Annotated in this window: 19 protein-coding genes, 1 tRNA gene and 1 pseudogene; 14 read left to right on the forward strand and 7 right to left on the reverse strand. The window is 62.4% G+C overall.

Going from position 1 to position 22862, the window contains the following annotated elements:
- The first annotated feature begins 199 nt into the window (after nucleotides 1-199).
- The 7 genes from KI609_RS02055 (at nucleotide 200) to KI609_RS02085 (ending at nucleotide 7441) form a co-directional block, all read left to right on the forward strand.
- Nucleotides 200-802, forward strand: coding sequence for a LemA family protein (locus KI609_RS02055; protein ID WP_226446590.1), 603 nt, complete (start codon nucleotides 200-202; stop codon nucleotides 800-802).
- A gap of 150 nt (nucleotides 803-952) precedes the next feature.
- Nucleotides 953-2281 (forward strand): 16S rRNA (cytosine(967)-C(5))-methyltransferase RsmB, encoded by a 1329-nt coding sequence (gene rsmB, locus KI609_RS02060; protein WP_226450132.1) that lies wholly within the window; start codon nucleotides 953-955, stop codon nucleotides 2279-2281.
- Nucleotides 2282-2324: 43 nt separating this feature from the next.
- Nucleotides 2325-2897 (forward strand): DUF4390 domain-containing protein, encoded by a 573-nt coding sequence (locus tag KI609_RS02065; protein ID WP_226446592.1) that lies wholly within the window; start codon nucleotides 2325-2327, stop codon nucleotides 2895-2897.
- Nucleotides 2898-2926: 29 nt separating this feature from the next.
- On the forward strand, nucleotides 2927-5188 hold the full coding sequence (locus KI609_RS02070; protein WP_226446594.1) for a sensor histidine kinase: 2262 nt from the start codon (nucleotides 2927-2929) through the stop codon (nucleotides 5186-5188).
- Between the two features lie 38 nt (nucleotides 5189-5226).
- Entirely contained in the window at nucleotides 5227-5910 is a 684-nt protein-coding gene (locus KI609_RS02075; protein WP_226446596.1) for a response regulator, read from the forward strand.
- Between the two features lie 53 nt (nucleotides 5911-5963).
- A tRNA-Phe gene (locus KI609_RS02080) sits at nucleotides 5964-6039 on the forward strand.
- Between the two features lie 172 nt (nucleotides 6040-6211).
- Nucleotides 6212-7441 carry a tyrosine-type recombinase/integrase gene (locus tag KI609_RS02085; protein ID WP_226446598.1) on the forward strand — a complete coding sequence of 410 codons (1230 nt, stop codon included), beginning with the start codon at nucleotides 6212-6214 and terminating at the stop codon, nucleotides 7439-7441.
- 456 nt (nucleotides 7442-7897) lie between these two features.
- Here the strand turns inward: KI609_RS02085 and KI609_RS02090 are convergent, their stop codons facing one another.
- Complete coding sequence (locus KI609_RS02090) at nucleotides 7898-8791, reverse strand: LysR family transcriptional regulator (protein WP_226446600.1); 894 nt, start codon at nucleotides 8789-8791, stop codon at nucleotides 7898-7900.
- Between the two features lie 16 nt (nucleotides 8792-8807).
- Nucleotides 8808-9710, reverse strand: coding sequence for a LysR family transcriptional regulator (locus KI609_RS02095; protein WP_226446602.1), 903 nt, complete (start codon nucleotides 9708-9710; stop codon nucleotides 8808-8810).
- Nucleotides 9711-9962: 252 nt separating this feature from the next.
- On the opposite strand from KI609_RS02095, the gene KI609_RS02100 reads away from it, so the two are divergent.
- The 5 genes and pseudogenes from KI609_RS02100 (at nucleotide 9963) to KI609_RS02120 (ending at nucleotide 13431) form a co-directional block, all read left to right on the forward strand.
- Nucleotides 9963-10952: an aldo/keto reductase gene (locus KI609_RS02100; protein ID WP_226446604.1), complete on the forward strand. Its 990-nt coding sequence runs from the start codon at nucleotides 9963-9965 to the stop codon at nucleotides 10950-10952.
- Between the two features lie 14 nt (nucleotides 10953-10966).
- A complete protein-coding gene (locus KI609_RS02105) occupies nucleotides 10967-11563 on the forward strand; it encodes a flavodoxin (RefSeq protein WP_226446606.1) in 597 nt (198 codons plus the stop codon).
- Between the two features lie 21 nt (nucleotides 11564-11584).
- Nucleotides 11585-12577 carry an aldo/keto reductase gene (locus KI609_RS02110; protein ID WP_226446609.1) on the forward strand — a complete coding sequence of 331 codons (993 nt, stop codon included), beginning with the start codon at nucleotides 11585-11587 and terminating at the stop codon, nucleotides 12575-12577.
- A gap of 429 nt (nucleotides 12578-13006) precedes the next feature.
- Nucleotides 13007-13210: pseudogene (locus KI609_RS02115) on the forward strand (TrbI/VirB10 family protein); the annotation flags it as partial.
- The gene (locus KI609_RS02120; RefSeq protein ID WP_226446611.1) at nucleotides 13207-13431 is read left to right on the forward strand and encodes a DUF2274 domain-containing protein; all 225 of its coding nucleotides are present in this window, start codon (nucleotides 13207-13209) and stop codon (nucleotides 13429-13431) included. The pseudogene KI609_RS02115 and the gene KI609_RS02120, both read left to right, overlap by 4 nt.
- A gap of 80 nt (nucleotides 13432-13511) precedes the next feature.
- Here the strand turns inward: KI609_RS02120 and KI609_RS02125 are convergent, their stop codons facing one another.
- The 4 genes from KI609_RS02125 to KI609_RS02140 all read right to left on the reverse strand — a co-directional run bounded on the left by KI609_RS02125 (nucleotide 13512) and on the right by KI609_RS02140 (nucleotide 19397).
- A complete protein-coding gene (locus KI609_RS02125) occupies nucleotides 13512-14984 on the reverse strand; it encodes a caspase family protein (RefSeq protein ID WP_226446613.1) in 1473 nt (490 codons plus the stop codon).
- On the reverse strand, nucleotides 14981-17242 hold the full coding sequence (locus KI609_RS02130) for a hypothetical protein (RefSeq protein WP_226446615.1): 2262 nt from the start codon (nucleotides 17240-17242) through the stop codon (nucleotides 14981-14983). The genes KI609_RS02125 and KI609_RS02130 overlap by 4 nt, the downstream gene beginning before the upstream one ends.
- 323 nt (nucleotides 17243-17565) lie before the next feature.
- Nucleotides 17566-18888, reverse strand: a complete 1323-nt coding sequence (locus KI609_RS02135) for a type II toxin-antitoxin system HipA family toxin (protein WP_226446617.1) — start codon at nucleotides 18886-18888, stop codon at nucleotides 17566-17568.
- Nucleotides 18888-19397, reverse strand: coding sequence for a helix-turn-helix domain-containing protein (locus KI609_RS02140; RefSeq protein ID WP_226446619.1), 510 nt, complete (start codon nucleotides 19395-19397; stop codon nucleotides 18888-18890). The genes KI609_RS02135 and KI609_RS02140 overlap by 1 nt, the downstream gene beginning before the upstream one ends.
- Nucleotides 19398-20014: 617 nt before the next feature.
- On the opposite strand from KI609_RS02140, the gene KI609_RS02145 reads away from it, so the two are divergent.
- Entirely contained in the window at nucleotides 20015-21271 is a 1257-nt protein-coding gene (locus KI609_RS02145) for an Hsp70 family protein (protein WP_226446621.1), read from the forward strand.
- A gap of 161 nt (nucleotides 21272-21432) precedes the next feature.
- Here the strand turns inward: KI609_RS02145 and rsmI are convergent, their stop codons facing one another.
- Nucleotides 21433-22389 carry a 16S rRNA (cytidine(1402)-2'-O)-methyltransferase gene (rsmI, locus tag KI609_RS02150; RefSeq protein ID WP_226446622.1) on the reverse strand — a complete coding sequence of 319 codons (957 nt, stop codon included), beginning with the start codon at nucleotides 22387-22389 and terminating at the stop codon, nucleotides 21433-21435.
- Between rsmI and KI609_RS02155 the strand changes: the two genes are divergently transcribed.
- Nucleotides 22389-22823, forward strand: coding sequence for a YraN family protein (locus KI609_RS02155; protein WP_226446623.1), 435 nt, complete (start codon nucleotides 22389-22391; stop codon nucleotides 22821-22823). The genes rsmI and KI609_RS02155 overlap by 1 nt on opposite strands.
- Nucleotides 22824-22862 lie beyond the last annotated feature (39 nt).

Raw genomic sequence — 22862 nt, forward strand, 5'->3', positions numbered from 1 at the left:
CGCTGGACAAGCGCCTGTGCGATGTGTTGCACGCAAAAGGCCTGTTCGGCGTTGACCTGAACCCTGCCGTGGTTTTCGCCAAAACGCTCCCATCCTGCCGCGAGGCAGGATGGGAGCGTTTTTTATGGAAAATCTTTTCTTTTGTGATTTTTGGCGGGCTGGTGCGCGTGAAGAGGCGCGCCTAAGCCCCCGGTTTTGCATGTTTTGGTCATCACCTCTTTTTTGGATCGCCATTGCCATCTTTCTGTTCTGGGCCTTAGGGGCCTACAACCGCTTGATGCGGTTGCGCTCGGCCGTTGTGCAGTCGTTTGGCAACTTTGACGCACACATGGTGCGCCTGGTGGCCTTGCTGGGTGAGTTTGGTGCGACCCAAGCAACGCGAAGGGGAAGTCTGGTGGCAGACGACGCCAACCATGAAGATGCCGAGGCGGCTGCTCTGCAGGGCGCTGCCAATCAGTTGAGTGCCTCGCTGGCCGTTGCACGTGCGCGACCGCTCCATCCGGGCGCGATGGCCGCATTGTCGGCAGCGCGGGATGTGCTGCAAGCCACTTGGCACAGCGCTGCCCGCAAAATGGAGGAGCCCCCCATGGCGACCGACGTCCCGTTGCCTCAGACGTCTTCGGTTGTGGGCGCTGACCAAGCGTCTGTCTGGCAAGTGCGGTGGGATGAATATGCACTCCAAAACGAACAGGCTACGCAGCTCTTCAATGACGCGGTGCGGCAGTACAACGAGGGTGTAGCGCAGTTTCCCGCGAACCTGTTGGCCAAGGTATTTGGCTTTAAGGCCGCATGTGCGCTGTAACCCCCTATGAGGAACACGATGAAACAGTCACCAGGCAGTGCCCCCACCAAGCCAGGATATCCCCGAGACCGAGGCGCAGGGCATGAGCGCAGTGCTGGTGCGCCAGCGCTGGGGGCTTCAGGCGCAAGCGCGCACGCAGGGAGCCAAGGCGTGGCCCTGTGGCAGCAGTTGACCGGCGTGGCTGCTGCATTCCAGGCCATCAGGGGCGGGCAATCGGGTACGGCGGCCCTCGCCGGGGTGGATTCGTCTCTGCGGCCTGGTGTGCAGGCGCTCCTGTTCCAGGTTTTGCGCCAAGCGGGCAGGGCGGAGGCGCTGCGCCGCCAACTGGCAACACGCACGCCGCCGCCCGCAGCAGACGCTTTGTTGTGTGCGGCGCTGGCCCTCTGCTGGAACCCCGAAGACGCGCCCTACGAGCCATTCACCTTGGTGAATCAGGCCGTGGAGGCGGCCAAGAACCATGCCGCAACCCGGGCGCAGGCCTCTTTCATCAACGGCTGCCTGCGCCGTTTCCTGCGCGAGCGGGATGCGCTGGTGGCGGTTACGGACCGAGACCCGGTTGCCCGGTGGAATCACCCCCGCTGGTGGATTGATCGGCTCCGCAAAGACCACCCCAAAAATTGGGAGCAAATTCTCCTGGCCAACAACGCCCATGCGCCCATGACGCTGCGGGTTAATCAGCAAAAATGCACGGTAGCGCAGTACCAGTCAGCGCTAGGTGCTATCAATTTGAGTGCGATGGGGCTCGGAGGGATGGCGTTGGCTTTGGAGCAGCCCGTGCCGGTGCCGCTGCTGCCCGGCTTTGCCGACGGCTGGGTGTCGGTGCAAGACAGCGCTGCACAGCAGGCTGCGCCATTGCTGCTGTATGGGCTGGACTTGTCCAGGCCATTGCGTGTGCTCGATGCCTGTGCGGCGCCTGGTGGCAAAACAGCGCATCTGCTAGAAATGGCGGGCGCCAATACGCCGCTGGAAGTCACGGCACTGGAGATTGATGCCACACGCGCCGCACGCATCACGGAGACGCTTGAGCGACTGGGCTTGCATGCGACCGTGCTAGTGGCGGACGCCGCTCGCCCCCAGGACTGGTGGCAACAGCATGGTGGTGGCGCCTTGTTTGACGCCATTTTGCTAGATGCGCCCTGCACCGCATCGGGGATCGTCCGACGTCACCCGGATGTCCGCTGGTTGCGGCGCGAGACCGATATTGCCCAATTGGCCGTTCTGCAGGCGCAGTTGCTGCGGGCCCTGTGGCCGCTGGTGCGGCCAGGCGGGCGGTTGTTGTATTGCACGTGTTCCGTGTTCCGGGCGGAGGGCGATGGGCAGGTGCAAGCGTTCCTTGCAAACAACACTGATGCGCAATTGCTGCCTTCCCCCGGTCATTTAATTCCCGGTAAAGGCGACATGAACGAAGCTGTCCCGGACAATCTGAGCGGTGATCACGACGGCTTCTTTTACGCACTGTTGCAAAAATCGACGCATTGAATCTTTCAAGGCGCGGTGGTTAGTGCTCGCCACCTGTGTTCTGGTGGCGGTCACCTGTTGGCTTGCGCCCGCTGCGTGGGCTACACAGCCTGCAACCGCCGAAGTGGGCGAGTTGCGCCTGGAGCGGTCGGACGAGGGGATTTATCTCAGCGCTGCGTTGCAGTTCGACTTGCCCGAGTTGGCCGAGGATGCCTTGTACAAAGGTATTCCCATGTTCTTTGTTGCCGACGCTGTGGTGCTGCGTGATCGCTGGTATTGGTCAGACCGGCAGGTGGCCGAGACCTCGCGCTATTTCCGCCTGAGCTACCAACCCCTCACACGGCGCTGGCGCCTCAATATCTCCCCGGTGCCGTTCACCAACAGCGGCCTCGGCGTGGTCCTTGGGCAAAATTTTGACAACTATGCGGATGCATTGGCTTCCATTCAACGCATTTCGCACTGGAAGATCGCAGAAGGCAGCGAGATCGATTCCAATGCGATGCACACCGTCCATTTCCGATTCAGGCTGGACATGTCCCAATTGCCCCGCCCCTTCCAGATCGGCGTGGCGGGTCGCACGGGCTGGAACCTCCTGGTTTCAAGCAGCCAGCGTCTGGGCGCAGAATCTGCCAAGTGAGCAATTCACCCACGAATTCTGACACTTCAATGTCGACCCACGCCACGGCACGCCAGTCGCGCGCCGTGCGGTGGGCGGTGGGCGTCGGGGTGGCCATTGTGTCGGCCATTGGCATGGTGCTGATGTTCCTGCTCACGCTCGCGACCAACAACCGCGCCATGTACGAGCGCAACTACGCATGGCTCTTTGGCGTCAACGTGTTGGTGGCGGTGTTGCTGCTGGCCGTACTGGTGTGGGTGGCCGTGCGGTTGACGGTTCGCTTGCGCAATGGACGGTTTGGCAGCCGATTGCTGGTCAAGCTTGCCGCCATTTTTGCGCTGGTCGGGCTGATACCTGGTGTGCTGATCTATGTGGTGTCCTACCAATTCGTCACTCGTTCCATCGAGAGCTGGTTTGACGTCAAGGTTGAAGGGGCGTTGTCCGCCGGCGTGAACCTGGCGCGCGTATCGCTGGAGTCCCTTGCCACCGACATGGCGGCCAAAACCCGCAACGCCAGCACCCAGGTGGCGCAGGTTCCCGATGCCGCAGCCGGGCTGGTGCTTGAGCGCATTCAGGACCAGTTGGGCGCTGTGGATATCGTGCTTTGGAATGCGGCTGGGCAAGCGGTTGCGAGCGCGGGGCAGTCGCGTTTCGACCTGAGCCCCGAGCGGCCTGGTGTTGCGTTGTTGCGCTCCGTGCGTCAGCAGCGTGCCACCTCCCAGATCGAAGGGCTGGACGACATCTCTGCCCCCAACGCCGCGCAAAACGCCCGCGTCAAGGTGTTGGCGTTGGTCAGCAGTCCCAGTGTGGGCTTGCTGGTGGAGCCGCGGTATTTGCAGGCCACTTTGCCCTTGCCGCCCGCGCTGGTTGCCAACGCCATTGCGGTACAAGAGGCCAACCGTGAATACCAGGAGCGGGCCCTGGCGCGCGGAGGTCTGCGGCGCATGTATGTGGGCACCCTCACGCTCAGTCTGTTTCTCGCCGTTTTTGGGGCCGTGCTTCTCGCGGTTCTGCTGGGCAACCAGCTGGCTCGGCCGTTGTTGGTGCTGGCCGAAGGGGTGCGCGAGGTCGCCGCCGGAAACCTCAGCCCCAAAGCCGCATTGCAGGGTAAGGACGAACTGGGTGGATTGACGCGGTCGTTTGCACTCATGACCCAGCAACTCTCTGATGCCAGGCAAGCGGTAGAAAAAAGCATGGGAGAGGTGGACGCCAGCCGCGCCAACCTTCAGACGATTCTGGACAACCTCACGGCTGGTGTGATCGTGCTCGATGCCAACGGCCTTATCTGCTCTTCCAACCCGGGGGCGACCCGCATCCTGCGCGCCCCGATGGCTGCCTATGAAGGCCGGGCATTGTCTGAAGTGCCGGGGCTGGCCGAGTTCGCTGCCTCGGTGCAGAGCCACTTCGACGCCTTCCTGGGCGACAACGAACGGCATGGGTTAGACCATTGGCAACAACCGTTCGAGCTGCATGCATCGTCTGGCGGGGCCGGTCAGCACGCCACCAGCCTCGTCGCGCGGGGCGCGGAGCTCCCTGATGCGACAAGACTGTTGGTTTTTGACGACATTTCAGAGATCGTTTCTGCACAACGTGCGCAGGCGTGGGGCGAGGTCGCCAGGCGGCTCGCGCACGAAATCAAGAACCCGCTCACCCCCATCCAGCTGTCCGCGGAGCGACTGGAAATGAAGCTGGCCGGAAAACTGCAAGCCCCTGAAAACGCCATCCTCGTGAAGTCCGTCAAAACCATCGTCGACCAGGTGGATGCGATGAAACGGCTGGTCAACGAGTTTCGCGACTACGCCCGGCTCCCCGCAGCCGAGCTCCAAGCCCTTGACCTCAATGCGCTGGTGGCGGATGTGCTTCATTTATACGAGGATGAAAACGCCTCCGTCCCTGTAGAAGCCCAGCTGGACCCGCGCTGTCCCTTGATCGCGGGCGACGCGCAGCAACTGCGCCAGGTGGTCCACAATCTGGTGCAAAACGCGCAAGACTCGACCGAACAAGCGCGCGCCAAAGCGTCCGAACCGATCCCCCCGGTGCGTATCAGCACCCGCTGGAGCGACACCTCACGCCGCGTACGGCTCACGGTGTCAGACAGCGGCAGCGGGTTCCCGGCGCACATCCTTCAGCGTGCCTTTGAACCCTATGTCACCACCAAGCCGCGCGGTACAGGCCTGGGGTTGGCGGTGGTCAAAAAGATCGCCGATGAGCACGGAGCCCGTATCGATCTGTCCAATCGCATGGAAGACGGCGTGGTACAGGGGGCACAAGTGTCGTTATCATTCGCCCCTGAACCAGCGGTGGCGTCATAACAACACCGCCCCGCAGTACCCAAGGCGCTTCAATACACATGGCAAATATTCTGGTGGTCGACGATGAGCTCGGCATTCGTGATCTGCTGTCGGAAATCCTGAACGATGAAGGTCACAGCGTAGACCTCGCAGAAAATGCGACGCAGGCGCGCGCAGCGCGGGTCGGCAATAGTTACGACCTGGTGCTGCTCGATATCTGGATGCCAGACACCGATGGCGTCTCGTTGCTCAAGGAGTGGGCAACAGCCGGTGTGCTCACCATGCCCGTGATCATGATGAGTGGCCATGCCACCATCGACACGGCTGTCGAGGCCACGCGCATTGGCGCTTTCTCATTCCTCGAAAAACCCATCACGCTGCAAAAGCTGCTCAAAGCGGTCGAGCAGGGGCTGGCCCGCAACGCAGCCCACCAGGCCGCGCCCGTCGCCACTGTGGCGCAGCCCGCTGCGGCGCCTGCCGATCCCACGTTCTCACAGCTGCCTGCCGTGTCTGCCGTGATGGCCGGCGTGGACACGGGGCCCCACGCGCACCAGGGTTTTGATCTAGACCGCCCGCTGCGCGAGGCACGTGATGGATTCGAAAAAGCCTATTTTGAATTTCACCTCGCCCGCGAAGGGGGCTCCATGACCCGCGTCGCGGAGAAAACCGGTCTCGAACGCACGCACCTGTACCGCAAGCTCCGGCAACTGGGCGTAGACCTTGGGCGCGGCAAACGCAATTAATTTTTTCATGAGTTTTTTAGGCCTCCAATTTTCTGGTTATAATTTGAGGCTTAGGCCCGGTAGCTCAGTCGGTAGAGCAGAGGATTGAAAATCCTTGTGTCGGTGGTTCGATTCCGCCCCAGGCCACCATCTTTCTTTCTCAGGCGATCCCAAGTCAGCTAAAAAGTCCTTGTGTATCAAGGACTTAGCCTCAAAAAGGCGGCTCAAGCGGTATCGTTGAATCCCACAAAGTCCTGTTCTTGCGTGTACCCAACGATGTACCCCAGACTGCTTTTCAATCGCAGTCGATTTTGGGTACACCATGGGACAACTCAACGAGCTTCAGATCAAGGCGGCCGCGCCGCGTGACAAGGAATATTTGCTGGCGGACGGCGAAGGTCTCTACCTTCGCGTGCGACCGACCGGCAAGGTGTGGGTCTATCGCTACAAGCAGCACGGCAAGGAGGCCAAGCTCAGCATCGGGCACTATCCGGTGGTGACGCTTGCGGCTGCGCGCAAGAAGGCGCGTGCCGAGGCAGAAAAGCGCTCCGATGGCGTCGATCCCCGCGAGGCGCGGCGAGTGGAGGAGGAGCGCGATCGCGTTGCCCGCCTCAATACCTTTGAACGGACGGCCCGCGCCTGGCATGCCCAGGCGAAGAAGGACCGCGCATGGTCGGCCAGCTATGCCGAGAAGGTGATGCGCCACCTGGAACTGCACATCTTCCCGTGGATCGGTGCGCTGGCCATGGAAACCATCGTGCCGACCGAGGTGGTCCGGTGTCTGCACCGCATCAAGGAGCGCGGCAATCTGGAGACGGCGCAGCGCGTGCGCGAAGCGGTGCAGCATGTGTTCCAGTACGCCGTCGACGTGGGCGCGCTGGACCCGAGCAGGAACTTCGTGAACAACCGTACGGGCGGTCTGCCGCCGCCGCGTGCCCGCCACTATGCTGCCATCACGGATCCGCAGAAACTTGGCCAGTTGCTTCGCGACATGCGTGCCTACAACGGCAACGTCATCACGCGCGCGGCCCTGCAACTCTCCCCCTTGCTGTTCCAGCGGCCTGGTCAGTTGCGGCTGGCGCATTGGGAGGACGTGGATCTGGATCAGGCGCTGTGGCGTTGTCCGCCCGAGAAGATGAAGTTGCGGGAGTGGAAGAAGCGCGACATACGCACCCCGGCGCACCTCGTGCCGCTGCCGACGCAGGCGGTTGAAATCCTGCGTGACATCCATCCCCTGACTGGCCCCAGCGGGCCGATCTTCCGCAGCATGGCGAAGCGTTCCGAGAAGACGCGCTACATGAGCGACAACACCGTCAACAGCGCGCTACGCACGTTGGGCTATGACACGAAGGAGCAGATCACCGGTCACGGTTTCCGCGCCACGGCCCGGACCTTGATCCGGGAACTGCTGGGGTGGGATCGCGAGGTGATCGAGCGGCACTTGGCTCACGTGTCCGATGAGGAACTGGGCGGCAGCTACGACCGCACGACGCATTTCGAGCAGCGCCGCCGGATGATTCAGGTGTGGGCCGACCTGCTGATGTGCTGGTGATGGATTGCGGTGCCGCGGTGTCCTGAGCGGCGTGGCTGGGCGCAGTTGCCAGTCCCAGGGTCAGGGCCAACACGGCGGCCAGCACACCGGTCTCGAGATACTTGTCGGGGGTTCTATTGGTCATGGGTCACTTGCTCCATCCATTGCGTGCCCTTGCGAACACGCACATAAGCCACGGCCAAGTGGCATGTTGTTGATGAGAGCAAATGAGAGCCGGATGACGACTGGCCTTTGCCCTTCCTTTTTGGGAGATGAAATCGTAGGGAATGCGGCCCTTTTGAGTAAGCCCATAATTCCGCATGCACTGCTGAGCTCAACTCATAAGTGAATCGGACATGGGCGCGCCGCGGTGGCACGAGGGCCAAGGAAGGATCAAGGCCGCATGGAAGTAAATGCGCGAGCGCGGACCCCGCCGATGAGGTCCGGGCGTGACCTTATCGCGGCAAGTCTTGTGGACTACTCTCGATGTCGCAGGGCCTCGACGATGACGGCCAGGGCACGGGACGACTGGCGTCGGCTCGGATAGTAGAGGTGGTAGCCCGGATAGGGGGCGCACCAGTCGTCGAGCACCCGGACCAGTCGTTTGGCGGCGATGTGTTCCAGCACCATGTCCTCGGGAACGAAGGCCAGGCCATAACTGGCCAGGGCTGCCCGCACGATGGGTGAACTGCTGTTGAACACCCATTGTCCGGTGACCTGGAGCTTGGTTTCTTGCCCGTCCTTGGCAAAGTCCCACGGCAGAAGCCTCCCGTGGGTCGGGAGGCGGAGGTTGATGCAGTCATGCTGAACCAGATCACGGGGCGTCTTGGGCTTTGTCTGCTTGGCAAAGTACGTCGGCGAACCGACGACGGCGATGCGCAGGTCCGGGCTGATGCGCACGGCGATCATGTCCTTGGCCACCTGGTCGCCCAGGCGGACGCCTGCGTCATACCGCTGGGCCACAATGTCCGACATCGTGTAGTCGACGGTGACCTCGACGTTGATGTCGGGATACTCATGCAGCACCTTCGACAGCTTGGGCCACAGGATGCTGTTGGCCGCGTGCTCGGCCGACGTGATGCGGATCGTCCCGACAGGTTTGTCGCGCAGTTCCTTCACGGCGGCCAGCTCGGCATCGATGTCTTCAAACCGCGGCGCCACGCTGTTGAACAAACGCTCGCCCGCCTCGGTCGGGGAAACGCTGCGGGTGGTGCGCGTCAGCAGCCGGACACCCAGCCGCGCTTCCAGTCCCCGGATGGAATGGCTCAACGCGGAAGGCGACACCCCGATGAGCGCGGCCGCCCGCGTGAAGCTGCCTTCGCGCACGACATGCACGAAGGCGAGGACGTCGTTGAAAGTCTCTATGGCCATGTGTGGACCCGCCAGTTCATTTCTCTTTGGCCGGATGGCGCAGCGCTTCGATCAGCACCGTCATGGCGCGAGTCAACTGCCGGCGATTCGGGTAGTAGAGGTGGTACCCAGGGAACGTCGGACACCAGTCATCGAGGACCTGTTTGAGCAGCCTCTTGGCGATGTAAGGCCGCGCCACCTCGTGCGGCACGTACCCGAGGCCGAAGCCAGCCAGTGCCGCATGGAGGATCGGTCTTGTCCCGTTGAAGACGAGTTGCCCCTCGACGCGCACGTTGACTTTCTGCCGGCCCTTCTTGAGTTCCCAGGCGTAAAGGTCTCCGTGGCTCATCAAGCGCAGATTGATGCATGCGTGATCGGCCAGGTCCTGCGGCTTCGTGGGGGCAGGGTGCTTCGCCAGATAGGCCGGTGAGCCGACGATCGCAAAGCGCACGTCAGGGCTGATACGCACGGCGGTCATGTCGCGCGCTACTTCGGCGCCGAGCCGGACGCCCATGTCGTACCGCTCCGCAACGATGTCGGTAAAGCGGGGCTGCGTGGTGACCTCGACTTTGATTTGAGGGTACTTTGGGAGCAGCTTGGCGAGCCTGGGCCAGAGTGCCGTTTCGGCCGCATTCTCTGACGCCGTGATGCGGATGGTGCCCGCAGGCTTGTCACGCAGTTCTCCCACCGCCGCGAGCTCCGCCTCGATCTCCTCAAAGCGAGGGGCGACGTTCAGCAGCAATCGCTCTCCCGCCTCTGTGGGAGAAACACTGCGCGTGGTCCGGGTCAGCAACCGGACCCCCATCTTGGCCTCGAGGGCGCGGATCGTGTGGCTCAGCGCGGATTGAGACACACCGAGTTGCGCCGCTGCGCGCGTGAAGCTCTGCGCGCGCGCTACGGCAATAAAGGCCAGCAGGTCGTTGTAGCTCTCTTTCGGCATTCATGAGCCCACTTCACAAGTATTTGCCGATTTTGCCATCTAGTCGTGTCGGGGCGCGATCACTACATTGCTTGTTGAGCAGAAGTAACCCCGCAACGGACCCAGCAAGGTCGCCAAGGTCCTTCATTGTTTCGTACGTCGTCCATCGCGGCGACGGATCAGAAGTCGACCCTTGAATCCTTCTGCGTTGACCCGTTGCCATTCGCCCTACGCCGATGCAGTTCCGGCTCGGCGCCACAGGAGAAGCCCCCTATGCAAAAGCGAAAACTTGGAAAGAGCAGTCTTGAGGTCTCGGCCCTCGGCCTGGGCTGCATGGGCTTGAGCCACGGCTACGGTCCGGCCACGGACACCGGGCAGGCCGTCTCTCTGATCCGGGCTGCGGTCGATCGCGGTGTGACCTTCTTCGATACGGCCGAGGTCTACGGCCCGTACCTCAACGAGGAAGTCGTTGGCGAGGCGCTCGCTCCGGTACGCGACCAGGTGGTGATTGCCACCAAGTTCGGCTTCACCTTCGGCGACGACAACAAGCAGCAGATTCTCAACAGCCGGCCTGAGCACATCCGGTGGGCGGTGGAAGGTTCGCTCAAGCGCCTGAAGACCGACGTGATCGATTTGCTCTACCAGCATCGCGTTGATCCGGACGTGCCGATCGAAGACGTGGCCGGCACGGTCAAGGACTTGATCGCCGAGGGCAAGGTCAAACATTTCGGACTCTCCGAGGCCGGTGCCCAGACCATTCGCCGTGCGCATGCGGTGCAGCCCGTCACCGCCCTGCAAAGCGAATACTCGCTGTGGTGGCGCGAGCCCGAGACCGAGATCCTGCCGACGCTGGAAGAACTCGGGATCGGCTTCGTGCCCTTCAGCCCCTTGGGCAAAGGCTTCCTGACTGGCGCCATCAAGGAAGGTGCGACCTTCGGCAGCGACGACTTCCGCAGCAAGGTGCCGCGCTTCTCGCCGGAGGCGATCAAGGCAAACCAGGCCTTGGTGGACCTGCTCGGCCAGATGGCCAAGGGCAGGGGCGTGACGGCCGCGCAAATCGCGCTCGCGTGGCTGCTGGCCCAGAAGCCGTGGATCGTGCCGATCCCGGGCACCACCAAGCTGCACCGGCTGGAGGAGAACCTGGGCGCCGCTTCCGTGCCCTTGTCCGAACTCGACCTTCAAAGCATCGCTGATGCCCTGCACGAGGTGAAGGTTCAGGGCGATCGCTATCCCGCCGCGTTGCAGGCGCGCGTGGGGCGCTGACTCGGGGGGGCGCCATGGTGACATCGTTTCACGATCCAGCCCGCCGGGCGGTGATGGCGGCGTTCGCGACGCTTTCCTTGAGCAGTGCCGAGGCGGCGTCTGGACAAGGCGATGCGGCGGAGCGGCGAACAGGCGCACGGACGCTCGTCGCCTACTTTTCCCGGTCCGGGAACACGCGCGTCGTCGCCGGGTTGATCCAGCGCGGACGTGGCACCGACCTGTTCGAGATCCGGCCCGCAACGCCCTATCCCGAAGACTATCTGGAGACGGTCGAGCAAGCCCGGAAAGAGCGCGACAGCGGCCATGAGCCAGCCTTGCAGGCCAAGGTGTCCAGCATGGCGGACTACGACACGGTGTTCCTGGGCTTTCCCATCTGGGGAGAAACCGCGCCGCCGGTGATCCGCGCCTTCCTGTCCGCGCACGACCTGTCTGGCAAGACCCTGATCCCCTTCGTCACCCACGGCGGCTACGGGCTCGGCAACAGCCAGACCGTTCTGGCCAGCCATGCCCCGAAGGCGCGATTGCTCAAGGGTTTCGTCATGGAGATGGACCAGGAGCGGCGAACGATGGAGCGCGTGACGAACTGGTTGAAGGGCGTCGCCGTCAAGTGAGACAGAAATGAGGCACACACCATGAAGCATCGCCAACTTGGAAACAACCTGGAAGTCTCGGCCTTGGGCCTGGGCTGCATGGGCATGAGTTCCGCTTACGGTCCGGCCGCGGACAGGCAGGACATGATCGCCCTGATCCGCACCGCCCACGAACGCGGGATGACTTTCTTCGATACCGCCGAGGCCTATGGCCCGTTCGTCAATGAGGAACTGGTCGGTGAAGCGCTGGCGCCGATCCGCGACGAGGTGGTGATCGCGACCAAGTTCGGCTTCGACATCAACCCAGTCACCGGCGAGCGCGGCAGTGGCACCAACAGTCGCCCCGCCCACATCAGGGCCGCCGTGGAGCACTGCCTCAAGCGCTTGCGTACCGACCGCATCGACCTGCTGTTCCAGCACCGCGTGGATCCGGACGTGCCGATCGAGGACGTGGCCGGCGCGGTCAAGGATCTGATTGCCGAGGGCAAGGTCAAGCATTTCGGACTGTCGGAAGCGGGAGTGCAGACGATCCGCCGCGCCCACGCCGTGCAGCCCTTGACAGCTGTGCAGAGCGAATATTCGCTGTTCTGGCGCGGCCCGGAATTGGAGCTGCTGCCGGTACTGAAGGAGCTGGGCATCGGCTTCGTGCCATTCAGCCCACTGGGCGCTGGGTTCCTGACCGGCAAGATCGACGAGAACACTCAGTTCGATCCGACGGACTTCCGAAACAGCGTGCCGCGCTTCTCGCCCGAAGCGCGCCAAGCCAACCTGGCCTTGGTCGATGTCGTCAAAGGCGTTGCCGCGCGCAAGGGCGCCACGCCAGCGCAAGTGGCACTCGCCTGGCTGCTCGCGCAAGCGCCCTGGATCGTCCCCATTCCTGGCACGACGAAGCTGCATCGCCTGGAGGAGAACCTGGGTGCGGTGGCGCTCGACTTGAGCACGGACGATCTCGACCAGATCAACGAGGAGGTGTCGAAGATCCAGGTCCAGGGTGAGCGCCTGCCCGAGGCCGCGCTGAAGATGACTGGGCGATGAAGAGGTCGAGCAGTCCATGACGACGCATCGTGCAGTCTTGCAGCCCCTCGCGCGACGCGTCGACGCCAGGACGGTAACGCCATGAAGAAGGCACGTTGGCTTTCCCACTGCCGGAAGCTGGCTGGCGGGGTGCTGCCCGTGCTCCTCGCATCGCCATGCAGCGACGCCAGTGAAGTGATCCCCGTGTCAGCCGACAAGACTGCGGTTCATGCCACCCAGGAGGGCCGTTCAACATTCCGGCATCCCCATCTGCGCGCGGATGATCGCCTTGGTGACCTGCTGAACCACCCCGCCTTTCAGGGCTTCAGCCACCGGATGCTGCCTTGGGATGGCCGCGCTTATGACCAGGCGATGCCGCTGAAGGACATCGACCAGCTCTTGCCGTACCACACGCACGTGGAACCTGCCGTCGTGGTTGCCGCGCTCACCGATGGCAACCGCATCGTGATTGCGACCAGGGAAGGCGCGCAGGATGCGGTGAACCAGGTCGGGCAGGAGATCACCAAGCGGAACATGAGTGTGCAGCCGACGCTGACGATCCGGCCGGGGTTCCCGATGCGGGTAATGGTGAACAAGGATTTGGTGTTGCGGCCGTACCAACCGTTGTTCTTCCAGCGGGGAGCGCTGCAATGAGCAAAGGCGCGGACCGGCTTAGCTTGGGGGCGCTTCCACGGTCCGAAGCGGTAAAGCTTACGATCGCTCTATCCACCGAGTTAAAGGCTCAGCTCGATGCCTATGCGGAGGTGCATGGGCGGGTGCATCAAGTACCGGTGGACGCGGTGGCGTTGATCCCTCACATGCTGGCGGCTTTCATTGCACGAGATCGGGGGTTCAAGGCAATGAACCGACGCTAGGCGTTCATATGAATGAGGAGCGGTCCGAAATCTTCGATGGCATGTGATCACGGCATGTGTCCTATGCCCGATGCGATGGACTACCGCTTTCGCGTCGTCCAACCATATGGAAAGTAGACCTGCTCAGCAAGCGTCTTGGAAAAAGAAGCGTAGTTGATGGTGAGGAATTCAGCGGGAACGACCATCTGTTCAGCAAGGCGGTCTTCAAACTTCGCAAGGCTAAGCTTTTCGAGCATGGGAGCCTCGCCGGGCTCAGGTGCATAGTCCGCGTCTTCCATCCACAGGATGTTGTCTCCGCCAATGTGAACCGACTTGAGAACTTGGCTCCCAGGCTTCGCGCCCGCCTTCGTGACGACATCGACAACGACCGCATGGCCCTTGCCCGGGATCGAATAGAAGCGTCCGACCTCTGGCAGCAGGCATTCGGCGATGAAGTCGAAGCTCGATTTGAGTTGCGCGTGTTGCTGCAGATGAAATAGCTCCTGGAATTTTCTCATCTTGAATTCCTTGCGGAGACGAGCGTCAGGATCGAAGAACACCTCAAATAGCATTCCATCTAGAAGCGCCTTGCGCCGCTCTGGCTTCAGCCCCGCCGCGCGGGACGTGAAATCGGTCAGGTAAGTATTCGCTCCGTTCGATCCTCCGCACGCAGCCTGGTAAATGTTGCGCCCCACCACGAAGAGGGAGTCTGGTGATGCACGGCCGGCCACGGCGGACGTGAACTCTTCGATGGCTGGATTCTGTCTGTACCAGTCGAGCGTCTTAAGGGCCTTAATGACGCGGTGAGAAGCTTTCTTGTCGTCGATAACAAAGAGGCTGTCGCGCAGCGCAGTATCCGCATACTCGTCGATGCGCGCTCCCAAGCTCATGTTGAAGAAGAAGTCGCCGGCGAGGGATGTGTGCTCCCAGGAAATCTGCTTACCGCCGGTTGCGGTGTTGAGTGTGTTGCGAACTCGCTTGAACATGTTCTCGATCGAGCAGTCAGGGGTCGCAAGGTGCTGAAGCAGCGCCGCCGTGTAGGCTCCGTTTCGGCGGCCACGTCCGTCGGCGGCCAACTGACCTGGAGAGGTCGCGTAGGCGACCAAGGTTCCCCTCGGTGCGTAGACCGGCGCGAGACCGCGGGAACTCATCGACCGGGCCCAGGCACGCTCGAAGGGGTTGTTACGGCATGCATCGAGGATGATGATGCTTGATGCGTTGTCCGCTTTCTCCATGATTTCGATGATCTGATTGAGTGGCAGCGAGGAGTGCTTTGCCTCGATCTCGCCTTCCACATCGGTATCAATGGCGGCAAGATAGTTGTGGCCGTCAATCTGCATGCCATGACCGGCGAAGAAAAACAGGCCAACATCGCTGTCCCTTAGCGCCTTTTTGAAGTCTCTTAGCGCCTCCTCCATCTCCTGGTGGGAACAGTCCAGTCGGGTATCCACTGTGAAGCCGCATTCAGCAAGCTTCGCGGAGATATCTCCGGCATCGTTCACCGGGTTTTTCAACTTGCCGGCATCCGCATAGTCTGCGTTTCCAATGACGAGTGCTGTAAGGCGTCGGCTCATGGTTGCATCGCCCCACCGCTTTCCACGACAGCTGTGCGCACGAGATCGCGAACGCCACGAAGGAATTCAAGCGCCGGCGCCGAGTTGACCGTGCCTGGAATGGGCACCGCGAGTTCATAGATGCCGCGGATATCGACGGCACGGCGTGCTGCCGAACCTCTACCCTTGTGTTCCAGGCCGCGCCGCCAGTCCGTCAAATGTTCTTCAATCAGGCGTTGTAGCGCGAGTTGATGCAGACGGCTAAATACGATCTGTCGGATCGGCGCGATGGCTTGCTGCGCTTCATCGGCGTCGTTTGGCGAACGTGACCAACTGATCGGGTTATCGAGGAAATTGGCCACCTCTTCGGTGATGCGACCAACGAGATCGGCGACAGGCCGCAGCGAGTCGTACTCGACGCCCGTTTCGTTCGAAATCTTGCGGTTGAGTGCCTTGATGCGGGTCCAGTGCTCGGTCGGAAGCGTCGCGCCAATCGACAAACCCAATCGAGCCGCCCATGCCTTTTGGAAACTGTCTGCGGCGCGCTGCACGGCAAAGCCGAGCCCGGAGGCGTCGTATTGCGGCTTCGCGTCCGGCACCGGAGGCGGCTCGACCGATTTTTCGACGAAGGCGATCAACTTGCTGAGTTGTGCGCGCACGCCGGGTGGCAACTTCGCGCTCGGTCCGTCAAGTGCGCCCAGCATGACGCTTTGGTCGTCGATCGTTCGTTCCATTGCGGCCACGATCGGCGCGTTCAGCACTTCCTTCAGCTTGGAGAGGTAGTTGTGAACAGAGGCTAGTACGTGCGCTCGCTTGTCGGCGAAGGTCGGCAGATTGAGGCCCTTGACCTGGTCGAAGTGCGTGAAGGCAATCAGGAACTTGTTGTAATTGCCGCTCGATGCGACTGCACGCAGTACAGACTGGGCTGCGGCCTGCACCGGCTGCTCGGCGTTGTCGACCAGGAGGATGGCATCGACTTCCGAGAAGCGCCGCGTGATGTGCGTCGTCACGCTCGTGGATGAGTCCGGCGTGTGGCCGAGCCCCTGACCGTCGAGCAGGACGACCTTGGCCTGATGGTCAGTGAAGGTCGGAAACAGTGGCCCCATGACACGGATACCATCGACCAGGGGCGTCAGCAACTTACCGAACGAGGGCGCGAAATTGCTCGAAAACCAACGCACCTGCTTCAGGAATTCCGTCCGGTCTTCCGTGCTGTATGTCCACATGACCGGCCACTTAGAGCTTGCGCTGCGGTAGGTCAGGTCCCCGCTTTGCAGCGCTTCAAATCGCTGCAGCGCTTCGTCGATCACGTCGTGAACGATGTCGTGAAACTGCCCGTCGGCGAACAGTTCGTCCTGGAAAATTTCCAGGGCAGCTTCGCGGTCCTCGGCACTCGCCGAGTGCGGATCGGGCAGCAGTTCGTGGCTGATCGACTTCGCTTTCGAGGCAGAGAGCTTGGTGATGCGGCCGACATAGTCCACGAGCCGCGCCTGCAGTGCCTCGGCATCGGCCGTTGACACCGCTTCATCGCTGTTCGCTGCCGCCGTGGTCGCTTCATCGGGCGCGCCGAAGTCCCATTCGTCGGCTGCGGGCTCGGTGGGCAGGTTCTTGCGCCACGAACCAAGCAAGTAGCTCAGGCGAAAGCGCTGATCGGGGTGATGCAGAAAGCGGTCCGCGACCTTGTCCTCCGGCAGTTTGTCCCACACTGCCGCGCAGGCATTGAGGACGCAGTCTTCGACGTTGGCCTGGATGACTGTCTCGGAGAAGAAGGTCACCGCCGCTTGGAATGCACCAGTGGCCGGGATCACCTCGATGTCCGATACGGTGGTCTTGGCTGTCGAGGTGGAGGGGAAGCGATCGAGTTCGGGGTCTGAGCCGATCAGATGGCGCAGCAGCGAGGTTTTGCCGGCGCCCGTGGTACCGACAAACAGTGTCCTGGCGTAGCCCTCAGCCTTTCCAGGCAGGGGGATGACGCGGTTGCGGGTTTCGAAGGAGTCTGCGATACCGGCCTGGATGCCGTCATAAAAGGCATCGACGATCCGCTGGTCGAAAGCTCGGAGCGCATCCTGATGCTTCGCTGCCGTCCACCAGGCCTCATCCTGCAGCAGTTGGTTCATCTGGGCGACGAGGACATCGGCCTTTGCCTTGTCATCAGTGCCCAGGCCACGGCGCATCTTCAGGCCGGGCTTGCCCTTGGAATCGAGTTTCAGGGGGTGCCGAAAACTGACGCTGAACCCCGGCCGGCCGGGCGTTGTCGAGAGAGAGGCGGTGTAGGCCACGGGGCGCGCTCCTTGTTGTTCCATGTTGTACCAAAGCCGCACTGTAGGTGCATGTTTGCTGACTGTCAAGCAAACTGGAACAACGTGGAACAATGCACGCCCCAGCCGGGGGGCTCGCCAACGTTCGTGGATTTCCGAGCGCAAGAATCGGAGTGTGCGGTGTTCGTGTCCTGTCTAGATTCACCGTGTCCAGATATGCATGGGGTGGAAACGCCCAACGGAACGATCATCAAATCGCGGTGATGCTGAGCAGAATGCGCAATCCCGTTGGTGCTGCACGCTTTCGCCACGCTCGAAGCCATCAGAAGGCCGTGTGCTCGTGATCAGGAGAGGTCGGCGGCCTCTGAGAGAAACTTCTCTGCCTGGCCCCGCATGCCTTTCGAGATCGGTTCCCAGATGCGCTGAGGGAAGTCCTGGGGCAGTTGTGCCTCGACGGCGTCGAGGGCTGGCGCGACGCGGTCAATCAAACCCTGCATCGCGTCCCAGATCGGGGGGCCGCCGTTCTTCATGGCCAGGTCATGCCAGTGGCGGGCACGGATGGTGTGGATCTCGTAGTGCGTGTTCTTCGAGCGCAAGGCCATTGCAAGGCGGACGTCGCGCCAGTGCAATTGCCTCCGGCTCCTGCCCACGTACGGCCACACGGACAGGACGTCGTACAAGGGCGTCATTTCGTAGGCATTGCCTTGGCGCAGGAAGATCGAGAAGTTCTTGGCGTGGCCATCGGGTGCCGCCATGAGCCAGAAGGCCAACTGGGCGAGTTGGAAGGCCATCCGGTCCGTCTCTGCATCCGCGCTCCCGGCCAGCAGCGTGAGCCCTGCGGCGGTGGATGGTCCGCCATCGCCTTCGTATTTCAGGCGCGGAGGCAGGCCCAGCGCCTGGCAGAAGTCTTCCTGGGGAAGCCGGGCGATCCACTTCCCATCCTCCATCCATTCCCGGTCGAAGCGCTCCACGATCAGTGCGCGCTGGTCGCCGAACGTGGCCATCTCGGTGTGTGCCATGGGCAGGCCGAGCGCCTGGATGATCTGCGCGCAAAGCCATTCGTTCTCGACGGAGTCGAACATGTCCACTCGGGTCGTGTTGGCGATCACGCCGAGCGGAAGTTTGAAGATATGGGTGCTGGGAGTGGCCCCGACGGGGCTGCACCACTGCCCGTTGACCCGCACGAAGGCGGTCTTTTCCTGGGCGCCCGCCAAGGAAATTCGGAACGGCGGAGCTTCGTCGATGTGGCGCGCGACCGGGTCGTCGGGCACGGCGCGAAGTGCGGCCGCGACCTGCTCATCAGTGAGGGGCTCGCATGCCACGCGGTTCCATCCGTCAGGCGTCGTTCCTTCCGGAAGCAACTGCACTGCGCCGACGCAGTCACGGCCAATGGCCTCCAGCAAGGCGAAGGCATCGAGTGTCCTGGTCTTGAATCGCCGGCCGATGCGCTCGCGGATTCGCTCGTTGTCGGGCAGCAGGTTGTCGAAGTAGTTCGCAACGACCTCCCCCTTGACCTCCAGGGTACGGGTGAGCGGTAGCGACAGGGACAGCGGTCGGGACTTCTCGGACTCCAGCCATGACGGGGCGTACGAAAAGCTGTGAGCTCCGCGGTTGACCTGCCAGGCTCCGACGAATTCGCCATTCATCCACGCGTTGAGCGCCACCATTACCAAGAGCCTTTCTTTGGCCGGATGACGAAGTTGCGCCTGGATGTCGGTGTGACATCCGAGTTCGGGTTCGCGTCCCGCAGCGCTTGCGCGTCCGATGGGGTCTTCGCATCACTGCGGCTTGCGAGAACCGATGCCGCCTGGTGCCGGCCGCTGCCAGTCAAGGGCTGCATGCGCCACTGACCCGTCGGTGGGATGTTGACCGACGGTTGCTTGGCCGGCTTGCGGGGTTTGCTCGCAGGAGGGGAGGGGGGCGAGGCGGTCGCATCCGGTTGATTCGCGGTCACGTCGATCACGTCATCCCTCAACAACAGGGACGCGCGCAACGCCGAGAGCACCTTCATTAACTGGTCGACGCTCACGGCGCCAGGGTTGCTTTCGATCTCGGCGATGCGGGCCTGTCCCACGCCGAGCAGCCGCCCGAGCGCGGCCTGGGTCAGGCCGCGCGCTTTCCTGAGCGCGCGCAGGTGCTCGCGAAGCTGGCTGGTCAGGTGGATCGGGAAGTCCATGCGATGTTCTCTATCGGGAAATGCCAATATATATGCCAAATCCAGTTTCTGCAAGATACTTGCTTTGGTGTATGAATGTCGTATATCGGGGATTGCCAATGTTTGTGCGCGACACATCAGCAGTGCAACGGCCCTGAGGGAGTGCCTTCAATCCTGTGAAGTGGGATAATTCGAAACAGCGATCAGGTTCCAAATCGGAATCGAAGCGCTGCTACTGGTCTGGTGTACCCAGAGGTGTACCCAGGAACCAGGACAGTCAGGGAAAAGCTAGTGCTGGCGCGGGTTGCGAAGGATCTTTCGATCCAGCCCCAGCCACCAAATAAATTGCTTTGCAAATCAACAGATTAGCGAAGTAATTGCAAAACAAGCGACCCGTAAAACGGTCGCTTTTTTGTTTTTCTGGCGCAAGTTCTGACACTTGTGTGCGCAAGACACTGCAGTCGAGTGGCTAGTCCTTGTGCTTCATTGCGCGTTGGCCACCGTTTCGCGCTCGGAAAAAAGCCCTGGGTTCTCGCGGCCCGAGGGAACGATTGCGACGGTTGCGGCTTTGTGCGCAAGACAAAGCGCTTTCGCCTTCAGCGCAGTAGCTATTTATCCAATACACCGTTGTTTTTGCCATGCCTCTTTTGAAGGACACCACGTTAGGTATCGACTTTGGGACTTCCAATTCCGCCATGGCGGTGCGTCAGCCGGGCGGGCAGGCCCGCATGGTGGTGGTCGAAGGTGCTGCCCACCCCACGCTGCCCACCGCGTTGTTCTTCAATGCCGAAGATCACAGCACGCATTTCGGTCGCGATGCTGTCAGCCACTACCTGTCGGGCACCGAGGGGCGGCTGATGCGTTCGCTCAAGAGTCTTTTGGGCAGTGCGTTGTTGCAAGACAAAACGGCAGTGCACAACAGCCTGGTGAGTTATCAGGACATCATCAGTTTGTTTTTGCGCATGCTGGCGGCCAAAGCGCGCGATGAGCTCGGTGGCATGCCGGGGCGGGTGGTCATGGGCCGCCCTGTGCATTTTGTGGATGGGGACAGCGCCCGCGATCAGCAGGCCGAAGATGCATTGCGCGACGCAGCGCACGGGGCCGGGTTCGAGAACGTGTCGTTTCAGTTCGAGCCCATTGCGGCGGCGCTGGACCACGAGCAGCGCATCACGCGCGAGTCGCTGGTGCTGGTGGTGGACATTGGCGGTGGCACCTCCGATTTCACGGTCGTGCGATTGGGGCCCGACCGCATGCGCCACGCAGACCGCAGCCGCGACGTGTTGGCCACGACGGGTGTGCACATCGGCGGGACCGACTTTGACCGTCGGCTCAGCCTGGAGCTGTTGATGCCGCTGCTGGGGTTTCGCCATGTGGGGCCCACGGGGCGCGAGGTGCCGAGCCGCGTGTTCTTCGACCTCTCGACCTGGCATTTGATTCAATGGTCGTATTCACCGCGCGCCGTGCGTGATGCGCAAGGCCTGCGAACGGACTACGCCGATGCGCGATTGCATGCACGGTTGATGCAGGTGCTCAACGAGCGCCTGGGGCACCGTTTGGCCAACACGGTGGAGCAGGCCAAGATTGCGGCGTCACTGTCGGGCGGCGACGCCCCGATGGTGCTCGACTGGATCGAGCCGGGGCTGGGCGGTGCGGTCACTGCCCAGGGACTGGCGCAGTTTCTGGCGCAGCCGTTGGAGCAGGTGGTGGCATGCGCACAAGAATGTGCGCAACTGGCCGGCCTGGGCCCGCAGGGGCTGGATGCCATTTACCTGACCGGTGGTTCATCGGCCTTGCGGCCCTTGCGTACGGCGCTGAGGGTTGCTTTCCCCGATACGCCGCAGCTCGAGGGCGACTTGTTTGGTGGCGTGGCGGCGGGTCTGGCGGTATCGGGCTGAGGCAGTCGCACGGATGGACGGATGGACTGCGCGGCGGGCGAGGGGCGGTGTCGTCACAGGCCCTTTTTTATCGCAGCCTGCGCGATGGATTACTATTAAATAGATAGCTGCTAGCGCTTATTGAATAAGCGCTAGAGGCCGTTTTTGCTCATATTCTGAGGCTATCCATCCGCGTCACCGCCTGCCGCCGCCTCGGTGGGGGCTCCGTCGCGTTTCCACTGCAAGGCCGTGTCATACAACACGTTGCGTGATGCGCCTGTGATCTCGGCGGCCACGCGCACGGCGGTTTTCAGCGGCAGCTCTTGCAGCAGTAAACGCAGCACACGCAGGCTGTCGCCATCATCGCTGGCCACGGGGGTCGGGTGCAGCAGCACCACAAACTCCCCGCGCGAGCGCTGGGGCGAACCGCTCAGCCACGCTGTCAGCGCCTCGGCGGGCTGGGTGGTGATTTCTTCAAACTGTTTGGTCAGTTCGCGTGCCAGGGTGACCGGGCGCTGGCCCAGCACCCCCAACGCCTTGGCCAGTTCTTCGATGCGATGAGGGGCCTCCAGCAGCACCACACAGCGGGCCTCGTGGGCCAGTTGCTGCTCGATCACGGCCGCGCGCTCGGCATTCTTCACGGGCAAAAAGCCGGCAAACACAAAACCGCCTTGTTCGCCACTGTGGGCCACAGCACCGGCCACGCTCAGCGCCGTGGTGATGCTGCTGGCCCCGGGCAGGGGCACGGTGCGCAGGCCGGCCGCGTGCACGGCCGCCACCAGGCGTGCGCCCGGGTCGCTGACGCCGGGTGTACCTGCGTCGCTCACATAAGCCACGCGCTGGCCCTGCTGCAGCCGCTGCACCACGTGGTGTGCCGCCTCTGCCTCGTTGTGCTGGTGCACGGCCAGCAACTGTGCCGCGCCTTTGTCGATGCCATAGGCGCGCAGCAGGGCCTGGGTGTGGCGGGTGTCCTCACAGGCCACGGTGTCGGCGAGGAGCAGCACGTGCATGGCGCGCAGCGTGATGTCGGCCAGGTTGCCAATGGGAGTGGCCACCACATACAAGGCGCCCTGCGGATAATGCTGCGCAGCCGCCGCTTCGCGCGCGGCGCCCTGGGCTGAAGCGAAAGATGCGCTCAATGAAATTCCTTGGAAAACGAAAACCGGAAATGGCCGCGCCGCAGGCATTGGCCTCGCCCGGCCCCGCTGCAACCCGCAAGGTCACCACGCGACAGCGTGGCAACGCAGCAGAGGACAAAGCGCTGGCCTTTTTGCAGGCCGCCGGGTTGCAGCTGGTGGAGCGCAATTATCGGACGCCCGGCCGTGGTGGTGGCGAGATTGATCTGGTGATGCGTGACCGGGGTGGCACCCTGGTGTTTGTGGAGGTGCGCAGCCGTGCCAGCAGCGCCTTCGGCGGCGCCGGTGCGAGCATCAGTGCCGTCAAGCAGCAGCGCATCGTCTTTGCGGCGCGCCACTACCTGCTGCGCATGCCCTCGCCGCCGCCCTGCCGCTTTGATGTGGTGCTGGTCGAAGAGTCGGTGGAATGGCTGCAGGCCGCTTTTGACGCGCAGTAAAAACGTGTTCACGTTCTAAGAAAGACAGTGCGGTGATTG

Source organism: Acidovorax radicis (assembly GCF_020510705.1).
GTDB classification, from domain to species: Bacteria; Pseudomonadota; Gammaproteobacteria; order Burkholderiales; family Burkholderiaceae_C; genus Acidovorax; species Acidovorax radicis_A.

Bases quoted from the DNA above. Each gene is read 5' to 3' on its own strand.
- KI609_RS02055 (WP_226446590.1), top strand. From the start codon at position 200: ATGTTTTGGTCATCACCTCTTTTTTGGATCGCCATTGCCATCTTTCTG.
- KI609_RS02070 (WP_226446594.1), top strand. From the start codon at position 2,927: ATGTCGACCCACGCCACGGCACGCCAGTCGCGCGCCGTGCGGTGGGCG.
- KI609_RS02075 (WP_226446596.1), top strand. From the start codon at position 5,227: ATGGCAAATATTCTGGTGGTCGACGATGAGCTCGGCATTCGTGATCTG.
- KI609_RS02085 (WP_226446598.1), top strand. From the start codon at position 6,212: ATGGGACAACTCAACGAGCTTCAGATCAAGGCGGCCGCGCCGCGTGAC.
- KI609_RS02090 (WP_226446600.1), bottom strand. From the start codon at position 8,791: ATGGCCATAGAGACTTTCAACGACGTCCTCGCCTTCGTGCATGTCGTG.
- KI609_RS02095 (WP_226446602.1), bottom strand. From the start codon at position 9,710: ATGCCGAAAGAGAGCTACAACGACCTGCTGGCCTTTATTGCCGTAGCG.
- KI609_RS02100 (WP_226446604.1), top strand. From the start codon at position 9,963: ATGCAAAAGCGAAAACTTGGAAAGAGCAGTCTTGAGGTCTCGGCCCTC.
- KI609_RS02105 (WP_226446606.1), top strand. From the start codon at position 10,967: ATGGTGACATCGTTTCACGATCCAGCCCGCCGGGCGGTGATGGCGGCG.
- KI609_RS02110 (WP_226446609.1), top strand. From the start codon at position 11,585: ATGAAGCATCGCCAACTTGGAAACAACCTGGAAGTCTCGGCCTTGGGC.
- KI609_RS02120 (WP_226446611.1), top strand. From the start codon at position 13,207: ATGAGCAAAGGCGCGGACCGGCTTAGCTTGGGGGCGCTTCCACGGTCC.
- KI609_RS02125 (WP_226446613.1), bottom strand. From the start codon at position 14,984: ATGAGCCGACGCCTTACAGCACTCGTCATTGGAAACGCAGACTATGCG.
- KI609_RS02135 (WP_226446617.1), bottom strand. From the start codon at position 18,888: ATGGTGGCGCTCAACGCGTGGATGAATGGCGAATTCGTCGGAGCCTGG.
- KI609_RS02140 (WP_226446619.1), bottom strand. From the start codon at position 19,397: ATGGACTTCCCGATCCACCTGACCAGCCAGCTTCGCGAGCACCTGCGC.
- KI609_RS02145 (WP_226446621.1), top strand. From the start codon at position 20,015: ATGCCTCTTTTGAAGGACACCACGTTAGGTATCGACTTTGGGACTTCC.
- KI609_RS02155 (WP_226446623.1), top strand. From the start codon at position 22,389: ATGAAATTCCTTGGAAAACGAAAACCGGAAATGGCCGCGCCGCAGGCA.